The organism is Photorhabdus sp. RM322S, assembly GCF_042879395.1.
Taxonomy (GTDB): Bacteria; Pseudomonadota; Gammaproteobacteria; order Enterobacterales; family Enterobacteriaceae; genus Photorhabdus; species Photorhabdus khanii.
The window spans coordinates 107956-124122 of the sequence record NZ_JBHFKW010000004.1 but is presented as its reverse complement, the minus strand read 5'-3'; the positions used below and the strand labels follow the sequence as shown (position 1 = coordinate 124122).

Genomic DNA, 16167 nt, shown 5'->3' with positions numbered 1-16167 from the left:
AGGAGATATAGCAATGGCAAGAGAATTCAGCCGTACTCAGCGCGTTGCACAGGAAATGCAAAAAGAGATTGCCATCATTTTACAGAGAGAAGTAAAAGATCCTCGGATTGGTATGGCAACTGTTTCTGGTGTTGAAGTTTCCCGTGATTTGGCTTATGCCAAAGTATTTGTTACCTTTCTGAATGTGTTGACTGAAGAACATGATTCCGATGTGGTGAAAAAAGGTATTAAGGCATTGAATGAAGCTTCTGGTTTTATTCGTTCTCTGCTGGGTAAAGCAATGCGTTTGCGTGTCGTACCAGAACTGACTTTCTCCTATGATAATTCCCTGGTCGAGGGGATGCGGATGTCCAATCTGGTCACTAATGTCGTGAAGAATGATGAGCAGCGACGGGCTTCTGTGGATCACAAAGAGGAGAAGTAATGGGGCGTCGTCGTCGCGGTCGTGATATACATGGCGTGTTGTTACTGGATAAGCCGCAGGATATTTCTTCTAATGATGCGTTGCAAAAAGTAAAACGTATTTTCAACGCCAACAAAGCTGGTCACACTGGTGCGTTGGATCCGCTGGCAACGGGTATGCTGCCGGTTTGTCTCGGTGAAGCTACGAAGTTTTCCCAGTTCTTACTTGATTCTGATAAGCGTTATCGGGTGATAGCCCGTCTTGGTCAGCGTACTGACACATCTGATTCACACGGGCAGATCATCAGTGAAAGAGCAATCCGGATAAATCAGGCTCAGCTTAATGAAGCTTTGGCTAAATTCCGTGGTAATACTATGCAAATCCCTTCCATGTATTCTGCACTGAAACATCAGGGGAAACCACTGTATGAATATGCCCGTCAAGGTATTGAAGTAGAACGGGAAGCACGGCTAATCACAGTCTATGAATTACAGTTTATCCGTTGGGAAGATGATGAACTGGAGTTGGAAATACACTGTTCGAAAGGAACTTATATTCGCACTATTATTGATGATTTAGGCGAATTATTAGGTTGTGGTGCTCACGTTATTTATTTACGTCGTTTACAGGTAGCGAATTATCCAAATGATCGAATGGTTACGCTTGAGCAATTATATGAATTGCAAAAGCAGGCCGAAGATCGGGAAATACCTGTGGACAAATTAATTGATCCGTTGTTATTACCAATGGATAGTGCAGTTGCTCATTTCCCAGAGGTTAATTTACTTCCGGTAGTTGCGGCTTATTTTAAACAAGGTCAGGCGGTACGAAGTGCCAAATCTCTGGCTCTGGTTGAGAGTATGGTGCGCGTAACTGAAGGTAATGAACGAAAATTCATTGGCATTGCTGTTATCAATGACGATGGGCTTGTTGCTCCTCGCCGTTTAGTTGTTGAAAGCCGGGATTAGGGTATTTGGGGCTATCTTGCGCTTAACTTATTTGCAGCGTAGAATGGCGCAGCTATATGTTGGGTGGCTGAATTAGAGATTGGCACCCGTAATTTTAATTTATGTATTTTTGGAGTTGTAATATGTCTCTAAGTACTGAAGCAAAAGCGCAAATTATTGCTGAATTTGGTCGTGATGCGAATGACAGTGGTTCTAGTGAAGTGCAGATTGCTTTGCTGACCGCACAGATTAACCACCTGCAAGGCCATTTTTCAGAGCACAAAAAAGATCACCATAGCCGTCGTGGTCTGCTGCGCATGGTTTCTCAGCGTCGTAAATTGCTGGACTATCTGAAGCGTAAAAATGTAACAAGTTACACTGGGCTGATTGGGCGTCTTGGCTTACGTCGCTAATCAAGCAAGTTTCAGTGGAAAGGGGCCATATATGGCCCCTTTTCTTCTGAGAAGTCATCATACGTAACAGCATAAGAATGCTGATGATGATTTTTGGGTAAGGCTCTTCGGTTACAGAGGTTCGCGCGGCTAATGAGAGTGCTTAAAGGAGTGAGAGCTGTCATTAGTCGCGAGGATGTGGCATGAAGAGATCATTCATTGTTGTCTGCTGAATATAAAAGACAACGTTAACGAAAGGATATTATTTTGCTGAATCCGATTGTTCGTAAATTTCAATATGGTCAACATACCGTTACTATCGAAACGGGTATGATGGCTCGTCAGGCCACGGCTGCTGTCATGGTCAATATGGATGACACTGCTGTATTCGTAACTGTTGTTGGTCAGAAAAAAGTAAAAGCTGGTCAGGATTTCTTCCCGCTGACTGTTAACTATCAGGAGCGTACTTACGCCGCAGGCCGTATCCCAGGCAGCTTCTTCCGTCGTGAAGGTCGCCCAGGAGAAGGCGAAACATTGGTAGCACGTTTGATTGATCGCCCTCTGCGTCCTCTGTTTCCGGAAGGTTTCCTGAACGAAGTTCAGATTGTAGCGACTGTGGTTTCTGTCAATCCACAAATTAACCCGGATATCGTTGCAATGATTGGCGCTTCTGCTGCGCTGGCATTGTCTGGTATTCCATTCAATGGCCCGATTGGCGCTGCCCGCGTTGGTTATATTAATGATCAATACGTGCTGAACCCAACCAGCGATGAACTGAAAAACAGCAGTTTGGATCTGGTGGTTTCAGGTACTGCCGGTGCTGTTTTGATGGTGGAATCTGAAGCAGATCTGCTGACTGAAGAGCAAATGCTGGGTGCGGTAGTGTTCGGCCATGATCAACAACAAGTGGTTATTGATAACATTAATGCGTTGGCTGCGGAAGCAGGCAAAGAGAAATGGGATTGGGTGCCAGAACCTGTTAACCAGGCGTTGCATGATCATGTAGCTGAATTGGCAGAAAGCCGTCTGGGTGATGCTTACCGTATCACTGAGAAACAGGAGCGTTATGCTCAGGTTGATGCTATCAAAGATGAAGTTACAGCTGCGCTGTTGGGACAGGATGAAACTTTGGAAGAAGCGGAAATCTATGAAATTCTGGGTAGCTTAGAGAAAAATGTTGTTCGTAGCCGTGTCCTGCGCGGTGAACCACGTATTGATGGCCGCGAAAAAGATATGGTTCGTGCGTTGGACGTACGTACTGGTGTTCTGCCCCGTACTCACGGTTCTGCACTGTTTACCCGCGGTGAAACTCAGGCTCTGGTTACTGCGACTCTGGGTACAGAACGTGATGCACAGATCATTGATGAGCTGATGGGCGAGCGTACAGATCGCTTCTTGCTGCACTATAATTTCCCTCCATATTCTGTTGGCGAAACAGGTATGATGGGTTCACCAAAGCGTCGTGAAATTGGTCATGGCCGTTTGGCTAAACGTGGTGTATTGGCAGTTATGCCAAAAGCTAACGAGTTCCCATACACAGTTCGTGTAGTTTCTGAAATTACAGAATCTAACGGTTCATCTTCAATGGCATCTGTCTGTGGAGCATCTCTTGCGTTGATGGATGCAGGTGTGCCAATTAAGGCCGCTGTTGCTGGTATTGCAATGGGTCTGGTGAAAGAAGGTGATAACTTTGTTGTTCTGTCTGATATTCTGGGTGACGAAGATCATCTGGGTGACATGGACTTTAAAGTAGCGGGTAGCTGTGAAGGTATCAGTGCGCTGCAAATGGATATCAAAATTGAAGGTATCACCCGTGAAATTATGCAAGTTGCGTTGAATCAGGCAAAAGGTGCGCGTTTGCATATTCTGAGCGTGATGGAGCAGGCAATTACCACTCCACGTGATGATATTTCTCAATTTGCACCACGCATTCATACTATCAAGATCAACCCGGACAAGATCAAAGATGTTATCGGTAAAGGTGGTTCGGTTATCCGTGCACTGACTGAAGAGACCGGCACTACCATTGAGATCGAAGATGATGGCACAGTGAAAATTGCTGCAACTGATGGCGAAAAAGCAAAACATGCAATCAGGCGTATTGAAGAAATTACCGCCGAGATCGAAGTTGGCCGTATTTACGCCGGTAAGGTAACCCGTATCGTTGATTTCGGCGCATTTGTTGCTATCGGTGGTGGTAAAGAAGGTCTGGTACATATTTCGCAGATTGCTGATAAGCGCGTTGAGAAAGTGGCTGACTATTTGCAGGTTGGTCAGGAAGTACCAGTTAAAGTACTAGAAATTGATCGCCAGGGTCGTGTTCGCCTGAGCATCAAAGAAGCGACAGCCGGCACAGCTGTTGAGGAAGCACCACCAGCACCACAATCAGTAGAATAAATTTGATGTCATAAACGGTGTCTTGTAAAAAAGCGCCGTTTAACAGACTCAGGGCAGGAGGCCCAATAAATGCAATAGGTGATAGGGCATTCTTAATCAATGTCTGACTTTGGGAGTAGGAAATGAATTTTTTTCTGCGCTGGTGTTATGCTGTAGCAATACTTATCTTGGCAGGATGCAGCAGCAAGGATTGGCGTAAAAACGAAGTCTTTGCTATTCCATTACAACCTTCATTGCAGCAGGAAGTTATTCTGGCCCGTATGGAACAGATTCTTGCGAGTCGATCATTGACAGAAGATGAGTACGCACAGCTTTTATATGAGAGGGGTGTGCTGTATGATAGTCTCGGGCTGAGAGCCTTGGCACGGAATGATTTTTCTATTGCCTTGTCTATTCGGCCTAATATTCCAGAGATTTTTAATTATCTGGGAATTTACTTTACGCAGGCTGGCAATTTTGATGCCGCCTATGAAGCGTTTGATTCTGTATTAGAGCTTGATCCAACTTACAATTACGCGCGTCTGAACCGCGGCATCGCGTTGTATTACGGTGGCCGGTATAAGTTAGCGCAGGATGATCTGCAGGCGTTTTATCAAGACGATCCAAATGATCCCTTCCGTTCGTTGTGGTTATACCTGGTGGAAAAAGAATTTTATCCTAAAGGAGCGATGGTAAACTTGTCGCAACATTACGAAAGAGCGAACCGGGGGCAATGGGGCTGGAATATAGTTGAATTCTATTTAGGCAAAATCAGTGAATATACATTGATGGATCGCCTGAAAGAGAATGCAACGGATAACACTTCGCTCGCTGAGCATCTCAGTGAAACTGACTTCTATTTAGGTAAACATTACCTAAGTCTGGGGGACAAGGATAGCGCATCTGCGTTATTCAAGCTGACGGTGGCTAACAATGCACATAACTTTGTTGAGCACCGCTATGCATTGTTGGAATTGGCGCTGTTAGGCCAGGAACAAGACGACCTATCAGAATCGGACCAGCAATAGCTGACGAACATTTCGAGATCGATTTGCAAAGTCCATCATCTTGACCGATGAGGGCTTGTTTGTTCGTTTAATTATATACTTTGAGCCAGTTCACATTTTAAATGAAAATGACCGAAATTTTTTTCAATGCGTTATGTAGACTGGCCGCCATAACTAATGAGGCACCATTACATGACCACTGAAACTGAAATCTCCTTTGCTGATCTGGGTTTATCAGCACCTATTCTTTCTGCACTGGAAGATCTTGGCTATGAAAAGCCATCTCCAATCCAGCAACAATGTATCCCCCATTTATTAAATGGTCGTGATGTGCTGGGTATGGCACAGACCGGCAGTGGTAAAACGGCGGCATTCAGCCTGCCTTTATTGCATAACATCAATGCTGAGCTGAAAGCTCCGCAGATCCTTGTGTTGGCACCGACCCGTGAACTGGCGGTACAGGTAGCCGAAGCGTGCGCGGATTTTTCTAAACATATGCGTAACGTGAATGTTGTTGCACTGTACGGTGGGCAACGTTATGACGTTCAGTTACGTGCTTTGCGCCAAGGTCCACAAATTGTTGTAGGTACACCTGGGCGTCTTCTGGATCACCTGAAGCGTGGTACTTTGGATCTTTCTAACCTGAGCGGTTTGGTTTTGGATGAAGCAGACGAAATGCTGCGCATGGGCTTCATCGAAGATGTTGAAAACATTATGAGCCAGATCCCAGCAGAGCACCAAACTGCGCTGTTCTCTGCAACGATGCCGGAAGCTATCCGCCGCATCACTCGTCGTTTCATGAATGATCCCCAGGAAGTACGTATCCAGGCGAGTGTAACTACCCGTCCTGACATCAGCCAGAGTTACTGGTCTGTTTACGGTATGCGTAAAAATGAAGCGCTGGTGCGTTTCCTGGAAGCTGAAGATTTTGATGCTGCGATTATTTTCGTGCGCACCAAAAATGCAACACTGGAAGTGGCAGAAGCACTGGAGCGTAGTGGTTACAATAGTGCGGCCCTGAACGGTGATATGAACCAGGCACTGCGTGAGCAGACACTGGAACGTCTGAAAGATGGTCGTTTGGATATTCTGATCGCAACGGATGTTGCAGCGCGTGGTCTGGATGTTGAACGTATCAGTTTGGTTGTTAACTATGATATTCCAATGGATGCGGAATCTTATGTTCACCGTATTGGTCGTACAGGTCGTGCGGGACGTGCGGGACGTGCATTACTGTTTGTAGAAAACCGTGAGCGCCGCCTGTTACGTAACGTTGAACGTACAATGAAGTTGACTATCCCTGAAGTTGAACTGCCGAATGCCGAGTTGCTGAGTCAGCGCCGTCTGGAAAAATTCGCAGCCAATGTGCAACAACAACTGGAAAGCAGCGATTTGGAGCAGTACCGTGCTCTGTTGTCCAAATTGCAACCTGCGGAAGATTTGGATATAGAAACTCTGGCAGCGGCGTTGTTGAAAATGGCACAAGGTGAGCGTCCGTTGATTCTGCCACCCGATCCGGTTCGCCGTCCTCGTCGTGAGTTCAACGAGCGTGATGATCGTCGTCGCAATGGTTCCGATGATCGTGGTGAGCGGGGTGAACAACGTGGTGATCGTCCTCGCCGTGAGCGCCGTGATGTTGGTGACATGGAGCTGTACCGTATTGAAGTGGGTCGTGACGATGGTGTTGAAGTTCGTCATATCGTTGGTGCGATTGCTAACGAAGGCGATATTAGCAGCCGTTATATTGGTAACATCAAACTGTTTGCAACTCATTCAACAATTGAGCTGCCAAAAGGTATGCCAGGCGAAATATTGTCTCATTTTACCCGTACTCGTATTCTGAATAAGCCAATGAATATGCAGTTAATGGGTGATGCGCAACCATTTGAACGTCGTGAACGCCGTGGTGGCCCACGTAACGGTAATAGTAATGGTAATGCTCCTCGCCGTGATCGTGAGAATTTCAACGGTGGTGGCCGTCGTTTCAGCGGTGAACGCCGTAGTGGAGAAGGTCGCGGTGGTGAAAGTCGCGGTGAAGGCCAAAACCGTAGCAATTTCCGTGGTCGTAGCGATGAGAATGGTTCATCTGCCCCACGCCGTCGTTATAACAACAGCAACGCGCAGTAATTAACTGATATTTGAATGATAAAACGGCTCCTTTTTACAGGGGCCGTTTTTGTTGCCAGTACACTTCAATCTACCGAGTGTTTCAATCGTGGTGTGCTCAGTCTTCTTGGGGATTTTTTCCCTATTAGTTATCATTGTATTCATTACCAACCGCTGGAGTTTCGTACCATAAGGTGACTGATTGATTCAGTACTTTGATTTCCTGAGGGTGGATTTCTATAAGAAGTTGAGAAATAGCCTTTCTCCCTTTTCGTTGTTTTTCTGTATACATTAGTGACATTTGGTTTTCAGGTTGTTTATTGAATCTCGTTATTCAACTGTTCTAAGTACCCTTTCATATATGGCTTTAAACTGTTATTAAAAGTCATTGTTTTAACTTATGCCTCAGCCGGAATTTTATCAGGACGAATAGCCACACAGGAAATAAAGTTGGGAACAATAATTTCGTTCATATACTTGCCTTTATTTATCCGTAGAGTGAGCCATTGCGATTTTCTCTTTCAAACGCGCATGTGCTAATGACAGACGATCATTTATCGCCTGATATTCCTCCAGCGTCTGGTTTGCCAGAATATGGCGCCATAAATGCACGGGATTATTAGCGGCACTAACGTTAATTAGGTCATTAGGATCAACCTGACAGGCATCTTCCACTTCCTGAGGCCATTTCGGTATTTTGCTGGTCTGCATCGCAATATAACGGGCAATACTTGTAATTAGATCAAATGGAAAATTTATCAGTTCAACAAACCAGTCCAAGCGAGAATTCATCCGCATTAGATACTGTAATCCAAAAATATAACCTTCTTTCTTCTGCTCAATAGGTGGACACAATAAGATAATATCAGCCTGTTCCTGTAAACCGTCTTCCTCCATATAGCAACGGATAAATTCCCAGTAACCCGGCATCAGCTCCCGAAATACTTCAGAAAACCCCAGACTAAACGTATCCAATACCGTTTGATCGTCTGCTAGAATATGACCGTCAATACACCATTCCTTCATCCTGCCCCTGCTCTCGGTCAGGGTAAAAAACACATCCTTCCAGGGAACCGATAATACCGTGCCATTAAAACGGTAAACATGGATCATCTGGGTTTTACGGTTAAAACGAATTGGGTAGTGTGTCGTAGCAAACCACTCTTTTAGAATAAGTTTACCACTGAAATATAAGATAACCATGCCACCCGGTTGAAAAATAAAAAAACCAAGTAAACTCTTATAATCTCCATTGAAACACCGGAGAATCGTATCAACCATAAAAAATAAGTCCATTCCTAAGCAACAAAAAAATGACGTCGCAAATAGTGAACTCACAAATCCTTTATTTCGGTAATATTTATCCACAGTCTCCATATAAGTCGAATTCATACGGATCACCGTATCGTACTCAATCATATATTCGCCTGTTTTACCCGTTAACCGGGTTGGTTTCCCCTGATAAAGTTGATAATCTTTCTCTTGCTGAGTCAAAGGGCGATTCAGTTTATAGGGCATATAAAATTGACTAAATTTCATAGTCATGCTCCCTCCGCAGTCATTAATTTATTAAACGCATCCACTTCCATCCTGCTATCGGGCCAAATAGCGGGAATATCCTCTTCACCTGCCGGGATCTTGCGCCACAGGCAGGAGGCCAGCCATTTTTGGATCTCATTTTTCTTTTTCATCGCCAGATAGATATTGGCACCAAAGTACAGCACCAAAGCAACAAACATCCCTAACGGACCTAAGGCACCAAAAATCAGTAAAAACCCACTCACCGCTGAAACCAAATAACCCAATCCTAAGCCTATATCGCCTTTCCTGAGCTCATCTATCGCATGATAGCTATCCCAGACCACTCCAATGATCCCGGCTCGGACGCCAAGGAATTTTACTATCCGAATCCATTTAACTAACTTGACTAATCCTTCTCGCCCCAATATTAAACGCACCAGAGGCTTTAACCTGAGTACCTGAAAATTATTCAGCAACCGCTCACAGGTTTCAGCGAGAGCCCCCATTGCGGAGACCAGATCCGCCGCAAACCGGGTACACGCTTCGGTCTTTTCCTTAGGCCACCCAGCACTGCGCAGTGCGGAGATCTGCCACACCAGAGAGAAGGTACAGCCGAAAAAAGGCAGCCCTTTTGTTAACGAATTGGCAAGGCTTTTAGCAGAACTACCCTGTAACTGAACCAGTTTGGTGCGTAACATCCCCGGAAACAGCTCCGCACGGATCTCATCGACAGAATGCAAGGTTTTCACCAACGGCCGAGTCCGTTCCGCCTCCGGTAACGCTCGGGTCTTTTCCGCTTCACCTGCGTTTGCCAGGGTAATAAATTGGAACTCCTGCTCGCCCTCCATCGGCAGGCCGTTAATCTCCAAACGACGCATTTCAATGTCAACATGGTGACGCAGCTTATCTGAGGACGCAGGCTGTGTCAGATCCGCCATCAAGCTCATTTGCGTGACCACCGCACTGAGAAAATGTTTACGTTTTCCGACAAACTTGATGACTTTTAATTCCTTGCCATGCAGTTTAGCTAGCATGACCAGTGCGGGAAGCGGCGCTTTCTCCACCGCTTTATTGACCACCGCAAACAAGGTACTGCTCAGTTCATTCAGGTATTTTTCTATCGTGATGGAAACGGGTTCATCGAAGTGTTCAGCAATGTCTTTCAGCCCATCGGGTATTTTATCCCAGGCAATCTCGCCGTAGTCTCTGCCGGTCTCCAGTACGGCGTGAATTTGCGCGATTTTTTTATCGCGGTTCATCATCAGCGCACGTAAGAGCAGATTATCCGGCGTGATGGTGGCGCACATCATCTGCTCTTGAAAATAATGCGAGGCCCCCAGTTTGTCCTGCATCCCGTAAATACAATCATGGACTGACTGGGTAAACAGAGCGCCGCTGTAATCGTCCGTACTATCAAAGTTATGGTCAAAATAGTCCAGCAGGGTCTGGCTTTTCAGCCAGTCCAGATACATCTCGGTCATCGGGGAGATAATGGTATTGTCATACCGCGTCAGGTCAGTAGTAAATCGATCCATAAACGCTTTTTCTTTATCACGGTCGATGTATTTCTCGTAATCCGCCCAATGTTTTTGTACCAGCGGCTTTAATGCCGCATCATTTAAGTAATGCGCGGTGTCCGCTCGTTTTTCAGAGCCAGGAATGTAATATTCGCTATCAAAACTGCCGTACCGGGCTTCATTCTCTTCCGTTTCATCTTTAGTTAACTGATCACGCTCAAACTGTCGGCACAACGCCTCTTTCAACGTGCTCAGAGAAGTCGAAAGTGCAATCCCCCGGGTATAGTGCGGATTTTCATGAAACTGAGTCTTTAACCGGTAATTAGCCAGGGCGGTAATGTCCTGCACCATCGCAACCGGATCAGGCAGGAACAGGATGACCCCTTTGTCGGGCATTAATTCTTTAGCTGCCCACCATAGGTCATTCTGATCAAATAGAAATTTCCCATTCCAATGAGAGCTGGTGTAATCTGCGATACGCCGGTTGGTGTCTATTCTCGTGTGATATTCCGCTACGGTGTCCGTCAGTGACGAGAACGGCAGTGCATTCTCCTCCTCTCCACGGTTGAGCCATTTTTCCATATCAAAACGTTGCATATATCGCGCACGGTAGGCCGGATCTTCGTGCTTTTTACGGACCGCTTCCGTCCACTCCACCCCAGACCAGGCAAACCAAAAGGCACGGTTTGTAAAGCCTGGCGGCAACACCGGCAACGTCACCAGCGAAGCACGCGCCAATTCATCGGGCTTATTAATGCAAGGTTTCATTTCACCACTGGCTAAACGGGGCGGAACTTTGTCATGTTCAGGCAAGGGATAGTAGTACCCCTCTTCCGTGATGTAATAATTGATCCAGCCATTGACCAACTCATCCCAGATATACAGAAAGCCTTCACGCAGCAGACGAGTGGTATAGCCGGTTTCGCCTTTTTTCTCTACCGGCGGCATCTGAATGCTCGCAGGCAAATTCGGTACACCATCACCCTGCGCCTTGATGGCAGGGCGGACAAGTAAAACAGGCAGTCCCTTACGGGTACAAAAACTACAGCCAGGGTTTATCACAATAAAATCTCCGTAATGGGTTTCTTATGGATCATCAATTAAAGTTGCAGGTCATTTTCTTCAATGTCATTCGAGGCAATTCGGCGTGAAAATGCCTAGGGGCAGTGGACGATTATCCCAGCCATGAAGGTGATTCCTCATCACCAATAATTTCAGCGGGAGTTCAACGTTTTTCTGTGCACCACTGGTACACAAATTCAATTTAATATTTCCCCCCGCTTTGGGGATCTCGTTTTGAAAACGCTGGGCCACAAGCGGCTCCTCAACAATAAGAAAGAACTCAATAACATGAGCCATGCCATAATAAATTTCAGGAATGCAAAACCGGATTCAGGTATTTCAGGACAGGCAGTTAACCGAGCAGAAAATAAGAGAACACCGACAACGCCTGCCATAATAAATAAACACATTTACCAGACAGACCATTTCCTAGCCAAGGCGATTTTGTAAACAGTTTTATATAAGGTCAAGACATTTTTTATCAAATAGCACTTTTTGTTTAAGACTAATGAGTCATAAAGTCTGGAATATGATAGAAAAATCACATAATATATAAACCAAACCTAAACGATTCAACGTTTTTTGTACAAGAAGATTGTATTTGTTTTTATAAAATGATAGCGACTTATCTATTATTCTATAATAGATAGAGTAATTCAACTATATATAACATTGCCGTTATTCTATAATTTATATTATTTTTCAAACAGGTAGATAATAAAAACACCACGTTAAGACGCGGGTAAAAAAGAGAATAATTATCAATAAAGTGATGAGAATGAGAATAGATTCATTGAGGAAAAACCATAATCCTCATAGGATATAACCAAGAATGATAATTATTTTATCGCTTATCAGTGATAATAGTGAATTTAAAACCGAGATACTTATGAGTTTTTTTAGATGCCTCGACATTAATGCTCTGGGTTTTATGATGAACCAGGGCGGTATTTCACACGCTTTATCTAAATGTGATAAAACAGCGGTTAAAAAAAGCCATTTTTCACCCGTCAATCTGGTTTTAAAGTCTGGAAAAAAAGAACAAGCTCATCATGAAAAAACAGGTAAAAACTTTAATCATGAAAAGTAAAAAACAGTGATTGAGGATTTTTTAAGATGGGTCAAAGATTCGATGCTTTGCTGACATAGAAAGAGAAAGCAGCAGGAAAAACGGGTTTTAAATTGATTAATCAGGTGGCAAAATGACAACATTAATCCAATAGCAAAAACATAAGATTATATTGAAACATTTAACAGGATTAATAAAATTATCAGCGAAAAAGCATGGAAAAGTTTAAAAGCATTAAAGAAACGAGTGTTGTTTTTAATACCCTTAATATGTCTGTTACTCTCTCTGGTTTTAAATATAAAAAAATCAAATACAGAAAAACGAGAAAACTTAATTATCAGTTTAATGTATTTGTTAGCGATATTACCCCCCATTTGTTTTACATTTCCCTAATGTGTAATAACTATTTAAAAGAATGAATATCAGAGCGAGATCTTATATTTTTAGAATGGTTTTTTTGTTTGAAAATAAATCTCATTTAACTTTAAGAATATACTGAATATCTATAAGACTATTGATAAAGCCGTATTGAATGGACAAGATTATCAATATTCGCTTATTGGTTTATTCTTGCACAAAATGGAATCCCGGTCTGGTAAATCGGTAAGTAAATAGCCTGATGAGATAAGAATACCCCTTTCTGTTTTTTTGGATAATCAACCCCTTTTTCAGGGCTTAAATCCTGTCAAATTAATCGTTTTATCCATTTTTTTATTGCGTTATTTTTAGTTTTTTTTCGTAAAATGACTGGCGAAAAAGCGCTTTAATACTCATCTGTTCGGATAATATTTTTTACGCGCAGATTTCTTTTCAACTCTCTATTAATGGTTAATAATTTTCGATTAAATGTAATTAACTCTCTTTTGAAAAGTTGTATTTATTGAGTAAATCCACCCTTTATATAAAGTCTTTAATGCTTCTGTATTCGCGTTTTTAAATAATTATGGCAGGTTAGGTAAATGTAAAATAAGTGGAGTATAGAGTCCCTTATATAATGGATTAAATATGCATTTATTTTTATAGCAAAAAAGCTGCCCCCATAAAGAGGCAGCTTTGATCTTTAATACTAAGAAGAATCAGTTACTCAATACTTCAACCGGATTGTTTGCACTGCGTGCGCGCCATAGTTTCAGCCATTGCATAATAGAAGAAACCATAATCACTACGCCGAGGATAACCATCACAATGGAGATAGTTCCGTTGAAGATGTTGAAACCTTTTGCTGCGGAGTTGAAATAGACATTTTTCACCATCCAATAGGCAGCGTAGTTCACCGTAACATACAGGTAAGCCAGTGGGATCAGGCAGGTCAGCATATACCAGCGTTTTTCAGACAAACGCAGGATAATTGTTGCACCAATCATCAGGCCGATAGATGCCATCAGTTGATTGGATACACCGAATAGTGCCCAAACTGAATTGATATCACCGGAATTCAACAGATAACCCCACAATAAACAGGCAATGACACTACAACCGACCGAACCCGGTAACCAGTCGAGGCGTTTCAGAGGTGCCCAGATATCGCCTAGAAAATCTTGCAGCAGGTAGCGGGCAACACGCGTACCAGAATCAACTGCTGTCAGGATAAACACCGCTTCGAACATGACGACGAACTGGAAGAAATAGGATGCCAATTGGCTGAACCAGGGGATACGGGTGAAGATATCCGCCATACCCACTGCCAGGGTGACTGCACCACCAGTACGGCCATACAGATCCAAGCCAATTTCCTGACTGAGTGTTGGCAGGTGGACAACATCCATACCCAGTGTGGCGAAGACTTCCGGGGCGGAGTTAATAGCGAAATAGTCAGCAGGATACAGGGAAGTGGCTGCAATCAGCGCCATTACGCCAACAACGCATTCTGCCAACATTGCGCCGAAGCCAACGGGCAAAATATCACTCCACTTATCGATCTGTTTAGGTGTCGTACCAGAACCGATAAATGCGTGGAAGCCAGAAATTGCACCACAAGCGATAGTGATAGAGATAAACGGCCATACCGGACCCGCCAGCACAGGGCCATTACCATGAATAAATTCAGTCACTGCCGGGAATTGGATCTCTGGGTTAATAAAGATCACACCCACAACCAGCGCACCGAATACACCAATTTTCATAAAGCTGGAGAGATAGCCACGTGGAGTCAGCAGCATCCAGACAGGCAGGGCGGTTGCGAAAAATGCATAGATTGGCAGTGCCATGCTGACGGTGGATGTACGCAGACTCAGCCACTCACCGAAAGCCGATTCCTGGATATAAGGGCCGATGAGCACACAGGCCATAATGGTGATAATACCTACCCAGGTTGCTCCGCGCATATTGCCGGTAAAGCGTTCCCACAGGCCGACACCGATGGCTACCGGGATGGTCATAAATACTGCAAACGTTCCCCAGGGGTTACGTTCTAATGCGTGAACTACCACCATAGACAGACCTGCCATGGTAATCGTGATGATGAACAACATTGCAAGGCCGGTACACCAGCCTGCAACTGGGCCAAGTTCTGCTTTGGCAACTTCTGACAGCGATTTACCACGATGTTTCATTGAGGCGAATAAAACAACTGTATCGTGTACAGCACCGCCGATAACACAGCCGATTAACAGCCATAACATACTGGGCAGATAACCGTATTGAGCGGCTAATACTGGGCCAACCAGCGGTCCTGCGGCTGCGATTGCCGCGAAGTGGCTACCGAAATTCACCCATTTTTTCGTAGGTACATAATCTTTACCGTCTTCCAGTAAATGCGAAGGTGTCACTTCACTGTCATCAGCTTTCAATACTTTCTTAACGAAGAATACGCCGTAAAAACGGTAGCAGATAACCAGAATACACAACGTCGCAATAACAAATGTGAGAGCGTGCTGCATTTCTCTTCTCCTGAGGGCTATAATTTTTTACTCCTATCTTGTCACAGCTAAAGGAAGCTATCAGGAAGTGTCTGAGTGAGTGGTTGTATGGCGGGTTAAGTGGTTAGATTCAGCAGGTAAGCGGTGAGTCGAAATTTACTAACCTGCTGAAGATGTGATGAATATCACGCATTATTTCAGCCCTAATGCCTCTTTCAGCGGTTTCAGATAGCGGCGGCTGACAGGAATAGTTTGACCATTACGTAAAACCAATTCGGCTTGTCCGTTATCACCAAACAGGATTTCGCGCAGATGGGTCATATTGACCAAATATTGACGATGATTTCTCATCAGTGGTGTACGGGTTTCCAGTGTGCGAAGAGTCAGTTCAGTAAATCCTTCCTGCCCATTGGTACACATAACATAGACTCCGCTTGGGCGGGAGGTGACATAAAGAACCTCATCCTGTTGAACCAGCCAGATCCGGCTGTGGCCTGTGCATGGGATATATTTCAGCGGCTCTTCTGCTTTCAGTATGGAAATATCCTGTTTATGATGCCCTTGTCGTAATCGTTGTAAGGTTTTGGTCAGACGGTTTTTTTCCAGTGGTTTTAATAAATAATCAAATGCGCTTTCTTCAAATGCTTGTATTGCATATTCATCAAATGCAGTCAGGAAAACGATATAGGGGCGGTGCTCTGGATCGAGCATACCTACCATTTCTAATCCGGTGATACGTGGCATCTGGATATCCAAAAATACAACATCCGGTTTCAGGCGATGTATGGCCCCAATAGCCTCAACGGCGTTGGCACATTCGCCAATAATTTGGATATCCCGTTCTTCTTCCAGCAAACAACGCAGGTTTTCCCGTGCCAGCGGTTCGTCATCAACAATTAATATATTCAT

12 protein-coding genes and 1 pseudogene are annotated in these 16167 nt (G+C 44.3%); 8 read left to right on the top strand and 5 right to left on the bottom strand.

The window, feature by feature from the left end:
• Positions 1 to 13 precede the first annotated feature (13 nt).
• The 7 genes from rbfA (at position 14) to ACGF63_RS03900 (ending at position 7252) form a co-directional block, all read left to right on the top strand.
• Positions 14 to 424: a 30S ribosome-binding factor RbfA gene (rbfA, locus tag ACGF63_RS03930; protein WP_036844074.1), complete on the top strand. Its 411-nt coding sequence runs from the start codon at positions 14 to 16 to the stop codon at positions 422 to 424.
• Complete coding sequence (gene truB, locus ACGF63_RS03925) at positions 424 to 1371, top strand: tRNA pseudouridine(55) synthase TruB (protein WP_036844073.1); 948 nt, start codon at positions 424 to 426, stop codon at positions 1369 to 1371. The genes rbfA and truB overlap by 1 nt, the downstream gene beginning before the upstream one ends.
• Before the next feature lie 122 nt (positions 1372 to 1493).
• A complete protein-coding gene (gene rpsO / locus ACGF63_RS03920) occupies positions 1494 to 1763 on the top strand; it encodes a 30S ribosomal protein S15 (protein WP_036844072.1) in 270 nt (89 codons plus the stop codon).
• A 246-nt stretch (positions 1764 to 2009) separates the two neighbouring features.
• Positions 2010 to 4139, top strand: a complete 2130-nt coding sequence (gene pnp, locus ACGF63_RS03915; protein WP_387628932.1) for a polyribonucleotide nucleotidyltransferase — start codon at positions 2010 to 2012, stop codon at positions 4137 to 4139.
• A 122-nt stretch (positions 4140 to 4261) separates the two neighbouring features.
• Positions 4262 to 5146: a lipoprotein NlpI gene (nlpI, locus tag ACGF63_RS03910; protein ID WP_021323312.1), complete on the top strand. Its 885-nt coding sequence runs from the start codon at positions 4262 to 4264 to the stop codon at positions 5144 to 5146.
• Between the two features lie 101 nt (positions 5147 to 5247).
• The gene (yrbN, locus tag ACGF63_RS03905) at positions 5248 to 5328 is read left to right on the top strand and encodes a protein YrbN (protein WP_110742800.1); all 81 of its coding nucleotides are present in this window, start codon (positions 5248 to 5250) and stop codon (positions 5326 to 5328) included.
• The gene (locus tag ACGF63_RS03900; RefSeq protein ID WP_387628930.1) at positions 5318 to 7252 is read left to right on the top strand and encodes a DEAD/DEAH family ATP-dependent RNA helicase; all 1935 of its coding nucleotides are present in this window, start codon (positions 5318 to 5320) and stop codon (positions 7250 to 7252) included. The genes yrbN and ACGF63_RS03900 overlap by 11 nt, the downstream gene beginning before the upstream one ends.
• Positions 7253 to 7714: 462 nt before the next feature.
• Here the strand turns inward: ACGF63_RS03900 and ACGF63_RS03895 are convergent, their stop codons facing one another.
• The 3 genes and pseudogenes from ACGF63_RS03895 to ACGF63_RS03885 form a co-directional block, all read right to left on the bottom strand.
• Complete coding sequence (locus tag ACGF63_RS03895) at positions 7715 to 8776, bottom strand: DUF6708 domain-containing protein (protein WP_387628928.1); 1062 nt, start codon at positions 8774 to 8776, stop codon at positions 7715 to 7717.
• Positions 8773 to 11331 (bottom strand): T6SS effector BTH_I2691 family protein, encoded by a 2559-nt coding sequence (locus tag ACGF63_RS03890; RefSeq protein ID WP_387628926.1) that lies wholly within the window; start codon positions 11329 to 11331, stop codon positions 8773 to 8775. Before ACGF63_RS03890 ends, ACGF63_RS03895 begins: the two co-directional genes overlap by 4 nt.
• 102 nt (positions 11332 to 11433) lie before the next feature.
• Positions 11434 to 11583 (bottom strand): annotated as a pseudogene (locus tag ACGF63_RS03885) (type VI secretion system contractile sheath small subunit); the annotation flags it as partial.
• A 580-nt stretch (positions 11584 to 12163) separates the two neighbouring features.
• Here ACGF63_RS03885 and ACGF63_RS03880 point away from each other — a divergent pair.
• Positions 12164 to 12421 carry a hypothetical protein gene (locus ACGF63_RS03880; protein WP_387628923.1) on the top strand — a complete coding sequence of 86 codons (258 nt, stop codon included), beginning with the start codon at positions 12164 to 12166 and terminating at the stop codon, positions 12419 to 12421.
• Positions 12422 to 13476: 1055 nt separating this feature from the next.
• On the opposite strand, the gene ACGF63_RS03875 is transcribed toward ACGF63_RS03880, so the two are convergent.
• Positions 13477 to 15279 (bottom strand): carbon starvation protein A, encoded by a 1803-nt coding sequence (locus ACGF63_RS03875; protein WP_036844067.1) that lies wholly within the window; start codon positions 15277 to 15279, stop codon positions 13477 to 13479.
• 171 nt (positions 15280 to 15450) lie between these two features.
• The gene (gene btsR / locus ACGF63_RS03870) at positions 15451 to 16167 is read right to left on the bottom strand and encodes a two-component system response regulator BtsR (protein WP_387628920.1); all 717 of its coding nucleotides are present in this window, start codon (positions 16165 to 16167) and stop codon (positions 15451 to 15453) included.

What these genes read in the sequence shown, in the direction of transcription:
- rbfA (WP_036844074.1), top strand. Translation starts at nt 14, where the DNA reads ATGGCAAGAGAATTCAGCCGTACTCAGCGCGTTGCACAGGAAATGCAA.
- yrbN (WP_110742800.1), top strand. Translation starts at nt 5,248, where the DNA reads ATGAAAATGACCGAAATTTTTTTCAATGCGTTATGTAGACTGGCCGCC.
- rpsO (WP_036844072.1), top strand. Translation starts at nt 1,494, where the DNA reads ATGTCTCTAAGTACTGAAGCAAAAGCGCAAATTATTGCTGAATTTGGT.
- ACGF63_RS03880 (WP_387628923.1), top strand. Translation starts at nt 12,164, where the DNA reads ATGATAATTATTTTATCGCTTATCAGTGATAATAGTGAATTTAAAACC.
- nlpI (WP_021323312.1), top strand. Translation starts at nt 4,262, where the DNA reads ATGAATTTTTTTCTGCGCTGGTGTTATGCTGTAGCAATACTTATCTTG.
- btsR (WP_387628920.1), bottom strand. Translation starts at nt 16,167, where the DNA reads ATGAATATATTAATTGTTGATGACGAACCGCTGGCACGGGAAAACCTG.
- ACGF63_RS03900 (WP_387628930.1), top strand. Translation starts at nt 5,318, where the DNA reads ATGACCACTGAAACTGAAATCTCCTTTGCTGATCTGGGTTTATCAGCA.
- truB (WP_036844073.1), top strand. Translation starts at nt 424, where the DNA reads ATGGGGCGTCGTCGTCGCGGTCGTGATATACATGGCGTGTTGTTACTG.
- ACGF63_RS03895 (WP_387628928.1), bottom strand. Translation starts at nt 8,776, where the DNA reads ATGACTATGAAATTTAGTCAATTTTATATGCCCTATAAACTGAATCGC.
- ACGF63_RS03875 (WP_036844067.1), bottom strand. Translation starts at nt 15,279, where the DNA reads ATGCAGCACGCTCTCACATTTGTTATTGCGACGTTGTGTATTCTGGTT.